This window comes from Arsenicicoccus sp. UBA6765 (assembly GCF_002453335.1).
GTDB classification, from domain to species: Bacteria; Actinomycetota; Actinomycetes; order Actinomycetales; family Dermatophilaceae; genus Arsenicicoccus; species Arsenicicoccus bolidensis.
Genome location: NZ_DKGR01000057.1, coordinates 203041 through 208547 on the forward strand (window position 1 = coordinate 203041; position 5507 = coordinate 208547).

Below are 5507 nucleotides of genomic sequence, written 5' to 3' on the forward strand. Positions count from 1 at the left end.
TCGGGACGTGACCACTCGGCGGGCACTGCGTCGGGAGGTGACCCCTCAGCGGACTGGTGGCTCGACTCGCTCGATGCGCAGCCGCGCGGGCACCCGGTCGCGGTCGAAGGTGATGGAGTCGTAACCGTGCGGCCTCGGGTTGCCCTCGTCGTCCAGGGCCACCATGACGATCTCGTCGATCGTGATGATGCTCTTGCCGGTGAACACGTTGCGCACCTCGCAGCGCAGCGTCAGGGAGGAGCGGCCCCAGCGGGTCGGCAGCAGGCCCATCTCGATGATGTCGCCCTGTCGCGCGCTGGAGACGAAGTTGATCTCCGACATGTACTTCGTGACCGTGCGCTCGTTGCCGAGCTGGATGATCGCGTAGATCGCGGCCTCCTCGTCGATCCACCGCAGCAGGCTCCCGCCGAAGAGCGTGTGGTTGGCGTTGAGGTCCTCGGGCTTGACCCACTTGCGCGAGTGGAAGCGCATGTCCTCGAGCTGTCCCTGGCCGTCGTGGGCGTTGTCGTCGATCGTCACGGGGACCCAGTCTAGGCCGGTCTAGCCCGCGACCCTCCGGACGTGCAGGACCCGGAATCCCCTGGCACTCGTGAACCGCTCGACCTGCAGCCCTGGACCCAGCTCGCGCTCGATCCAGGCCTGCAGCGAGTCCGAGCCGAGGTTCTTCTGCACGACGAGATAGGCGTGCCCGTCCGGCGCGAGCCGCGGCAGCCACGTGCGCATGAGGTCGTGGAGCACGGCCTTGCCGACCCGGATCGGGGGGTTGGACCAGATCAGGTCGTATGCCGTGCCCGCCGGCACCTCCTCCGCCGTCATCGCGCGGATCCCGGTGCAGCCCAACGACTCCGCGTTGCGGCGGGTGAGGTCCAGGGAGCGCTCGTTGACGTCGACCGCGTGGATCGTGGCGTCGGGGGAGCGCAGCGCCAGCGCCAGGGCGATCGGCCCCCAGCCGCAGCCGAGGTCGAGGAAGGTGCCGGCGGCCGGCGGCGGTGGTGCCTCCGCGAGCAGCACGGCGGTGCCCTTGTCGAGGCCGTCGGGGGAGAAGGTGCCGGGGGCGGTCTCGACGTCCACGGTGCGGTCGGCCAGGCGGAGGCGGATCGACCGGCGCTCGGCCTCGGTCGCCGGCTCGCTCGACGTGAAGTAGTGCTCCTGCTGCTCGTTCATCACGTCAGACCCTAGCCCGCGGCATACGGCGTGGTTTGCCGGACCGTCACCCGGGCGCACCCCGCCCGTTCACCCGAGAGGCGCAGAGTCGCCGTCATGGCCAACGTCTCTCGCCGTTCCCTGCTCACCGGCGCCCTCGGCGGCGCCGGCCTCGTCGCCCTCGGTCAGTCGACCTCCGTGGCGGCCGGCGGCAGCCCCGCACTCGTCCGTGGGCGCAGCACGCTGCCGAGCGGGGTGCAGGCGGGCGACGTCACTTCCCGCTCCGCCGTGGTGTGGTCGCGGTCCGACCGTCCCGGCCGCATGGTCGTGCGCCTGACCTCGGGCGGTCGTCGAGGCTCCTGGCGCGAGCTGGCCGGACCCTGGGCGACGCCGCGCAGCGACCTCACGGCCAAGCTCGAGCTCAAGGGCCTCGCGCCCGGCCGCGACTACGAGTACCGCGTGCAGTTCGAGGACCTCGACGGGCACCGGGGCGAGGTGGCGTCGGGCACCTCAGCACCGCCGCCGTCCACGACGCACCGACGAGCTTCGTGTGGACCGGCGACACGGCGGGCCAGGGCTGGGGCATCAACCCCGACCTCGGCGGGATGGTCGCCTACCGCGCCATGCACGAGCTGCGCCCGGACTTCCTCATCCACTCCGGCGACAACATCTATGCCGACGGCCCGATCCAGGAGCGGGTGGTCGAGCCGGACGGCCAGGTATGGCGCAACGTGGTCACCCCGCAGGTGGCCAAGGTCGCGGAGTCGCTGGACGAGTTCCGGGGGCGCTACCGCTACAACCTCATGGACAAGAACCTGCGCGGCATGTACGCCGACGTCCCGGTCATCAGCCAGTGGGACGACCACGAGACCACCAACAACTGGTATCCCGGCGAGGTGCTCGACGACCCGCGCTACGCCCGTGAGCGGCGTGTGGACGTGCTGGCGACCCGCGCCCGCCAGGCCTTCTTCGAGTTCATGCCGATCGCCGACCGGCACGGCCGCGGGGTGCGCGACCTGGGACAGGCTCCCCGCGTCTACCGCAAGGTCGAGCGCGGCGCCCACCTGGACGTGTTCAGCCTGGACATGCGGACCTACCGCGGCGCCAACACCCCCTCGCTGGAGAAGCAGCGGACGGCCTTCCTCGGCACCGAGCAGGTCGACTGGCTGCTGCGCGAGCTGCAGCGCTCCCGGGCGACGTGGAAGGTCATCGCCGCCGACATGCCGATCGGCATCATCGTGCCGGACGGCACCGTCATCGAGGCGATCGCCAACCGCGATCCGGGTGCACCTCTGGGCCGCGAGCTGGAGCTCGCCTACCTCCTCAGCGAGATCAAGCGCCGCAAGATCCGCGGGGTCGTGTGGTTCACGGCCGACGTGCACTACTGCGCGGCGCACTACTACGACCCGGCCAAGGCGGCCTTCACCGACTTCGACGGCTTCCACGAGTTCGTCGCCGGCCCGATCAGCGCGGGCGGGTTCGGCCCCAACCAGATGGACGCGACCTTCGGGCCGCAGGTGCTCTTCCAGGGGGTGCCGCGCCACGCCAACCAGTCACCGCGGGACCAGCGCGCGATGTTCTTCGGCTACACCGAGGTCGATCGCGCGGGCACGATGACGGTGAGCCTGCGCAACGGGCTCGGCCAGGTGCTCTACACCAAGGAGCTTGCGCCGCAGGGACACTGACGCCCTCACGACGCGCCGTCGAGGCCCCCTGGTCATGTGGGTCGCACCACCCTAGACTGCGAGCCACCTGAGGGCGGTGCTCACCGTCCGTAGCCGCACGTCAAGGAGGACGGATGCGAGCTCTCGTCGCCATCACCCAGCTGCCAGCCACCAGCCTTCCCACCACCCGACCGATCCAGGCCGCCGGGGACCACGTCCCCGTGTCCGGGGGGAGCATCACGATCGTCGCGGTGATCGCGGCGGTCTCGCTGCTGGCTCTCGTGGTGGGCACGGTGCTGCGCTCGCAGGTGCTGCGTGCCGACACGGGGACACCGGGGATGCAGCGGGTGGCCGCCGCCATCCAGGAGGGCGCGAGCGCCTACCTCAACCGGCAGCTGCGCACCCTGGCGATCTTCGTCCTCGTGGTGTTCGCCCTGCTGTTCCTCCTGCCGGCCGACGACGGTTCCGTCCGGATCGGACGGAGCCTCTTCTTCGTGGTGGGCGCGTTGTTCTCGGCGTTCATCGGCTACCTCGGCATGACCCTCGCCGTCCAGGCCAACGTCCGCGTCGCCGCGGCGGCCCGCGACGGGCATCGGGCGCCCGGGTTCACCCTCGCGGTGCGCACCGGGGGAGCGGTCGGTATGGCGACCGTGGGTCTCGGCCTCCTCGGGGCGAGCGTGGTGGTGCTGATCTATCGCGCCGAGGCGCCCGCCGTGCTCGAGGGGTTCGGCTTCGGGGCAGCGCTGCTCGCGATGTTCATGCGCGTCGGCGGCGGCATCTTCACCAAGGCCGCGGACGTCGGCGCCGACCTGGTCGGCAAGGTCGAGCAGGGCATCCCCGAGGACGACCCCCGCAACGCCGCGACGATCGCCGACAACGTGGGCGACAACGTCGGTGACTGCGCCGGCATGGCGGCCGACCTGTTCGAGTCCTACGCCGTGACCCTCGTCGCGGCCCTCATCCTCGGCAAGGCCGCCTTCGGCGAGCAGGGCCTCGTCTTCCCGCTGATCGTGCCGGCCATCGGCGTGCTGACGGCCGTCCTCGGCATCTACGTCACGCGCTCGCGCCCCGGCGAGAGCGGGCTCACCGCGATCAACCGCGGCTTCGCCATCGCGGCCGTCGTGTCCGCCGTGCTGTGCTCGATCGCCGCGTTCGTCTACCTCCCCGGCACGTTCGCCGAGCTGCGGGGCGCCGAGACTGCTGGCATCGACCGCGACCCGCGCCTGCTGGCCATCGGCGCCGTGCTGCTGGGCATCATCCTCGCCGCCGTGATCCTCAAGATCACCGGCCACTACACCGACACCGAGTCCGAGCCCACGCGCAACGTCGCCCGCACGTCCGTCACCGGCGCGGCGACCGTCATTCTGTCCGGCATCGGCGTCGGCCTGGAGTCCGCGGTCTACACCGCCACGGTCATCGCGGGTGCGGTCTACCTCGCCTACCTGCTCGGTGGCGGCTCGGTCATCGTGTCGCTGTTCCTCATCGCCCTGGCCGGCTGCGGCCTGCTCACCACGGTCGGCGTCATCGTCGCGATGGACACCTTCGGTCCCGTCAGCGACAACGCCCAGGGCATCGCCGAGATGTCCGGCGACGTCGACGAGGCCGGCGCCCAGGTCCTCACCGACCTGGACGCGGTCGGCAACACCACAAAGGCGATCACCAAGGGAATCGCCATCGCGACGGCGGTGCTCGCCGCGACGGCGCTGTTCGGCTCCTACAACGACGCCGTCATCACGGCCCTCGCCGAGGCCGGGCGCGACACCTCCGAGGCGGTCAGCGGGTATGCCGTGACCTCGCCCAACGTGCTCGTCGGGCTGATCCTGGGCGCGGCGGTGGTCTTCCTCTTCTCCGGCCTCGCGATCGACGCCGTCACGCGCGCCGCCGGCGCCATCGTCCTCGAGGTGCGTCGCCAGTTCCGCGAGCACCCGGGGATCATGGACGGCACCGAGCTTCCGGAGTACGCCCGCGTCGTCGACATCTGCACCCGAGACTCGTTGCGAGAGCTGGCGACTCCCGGACTCCTCGCGGCCCTGGCCCCGATCATGGTCGGCTTCGGGCTGGGCTTCGGCGCCCTCGCGGGCTTCCTCGCCGGCGCGATCGGAGCTGGCGTGCTGATGGCGGTCTTCCTGGCCAACGCGGGCGGCTCGTGGGACAACGCCAAGAAGCTCGTCGAGGACGGCGCCCACGGCGGCAAGGGCTCCGACGCCCACGCCGCCACGGTCATCGGCGACACGGTCGGCGACCCGTTCAAGGACACCGCCGGCCCGGCCATCAACCCGCTGATCAAGGTGATGAACCTCGTCGCCGTGCTCATCGCCCCCGCCGTCGTGCAGATGTCGGTCGGCGCCGGAGCCTCACCGTGGCTCCGCGCGGGCATCGCCCTCCTCGCCCTGGCGATCATCGCCGCCGCGATCCTCGTGTCCCGACGCCGCGTCGACGACGCCCTGCCGGAGGTCGAGCACCTCGTCGGCCCCTCGCCGGACCTGCCCGCCCGAGGCGAGCACCCGCACCTGGACAAGGTCCGGGACCTCGACTGACCCCGCCCCCGCCCCCGCCCCAAGATCGTGAGGGTTTCGTCCAAGAATCTTGGACCAAACCCTCACGATCGTGGCGCGGGGGGCGCGTGGGCGCTTCGTGAGCCGGGAGCTCAGTTTGGGTCGTCTGGTGGGCGTTGCGGGGCGCGTGGGCGGCGCTTTGTGA

General features: G+C 71.3%; 4 protein-coding genes and 1 pseudogene. 3 read left to right on the forward strand and 2 right to left on the reverse strand.

Features of this window, described 5'->3' with window-relative positions; genetic code table 11:
* Positions 1 to 45: 45 nt before the first annotated feature.
* Complete coding sequence (locus B4K29_RS15930) at positions 46 to 471, reverse strand: acyl-CoA thioesterase (protein ID WP_029212603.1); 426 nt, start codon at positions 469 to 471, stop codon at positions 46 to 48.
* Positions 472 to 540: 69 nt separating this feature from the next.
* Positions 541 to 1164: a class I SAM-dependent methyltransferase gene (locus tag B4K29_RS15935; RefSeq protein ID WP_286960365.1), complete on the reverse strand. Its 624-nt coding sequence runs from the start codon at positions 1162 to 1164 to the stop codon at positions 541 to 543.
* A gap of 96 nt (positions 1165 to 1260) precedes the next feature.
* Between B4K29_RS15935 and B4K29_RS18370 the strand changes: the two are divergent.
* From B4K29_RS18370 to B4K29_RS15945, 3 genes and pseudogenes are all read left to right on the forward strand, one after another.
* Positions 1261 to 1557 (forward strand): annotated as a pseudogene (locus B4K29_RS18370) (alkaline phosphatase); the annotation flags it as partial.
* A gap of 134 nt (positions 1558 to 1691) precedes the next feature.
* On the forward strand, positions 1692 to 2828 hold the full coding sequence (locus tag B4K29_RS15940; protein ID WP_313535122.1) for an alkaline phosphatase D family protein: 1137 nt from the start codon (positions 1692 to 1694) through the stop codon (positions 2826 to 2828).
* 113 nt (positions 2829 to 2941) lie between these two features.
* On the forward strand, positions 2942 to 5344 hold the full coding sequence (locus B4K29_RS15945) for a sodium-translocating pyrophosphatase (RefSeq protein ID WP_286961328.1): 2403 nt from the start codon (positions 2942 to 2944) through the stop codon (positions 5342 to 5344).
* Positions 5345 to 5507: the final 163 nt, after the last annotated feature.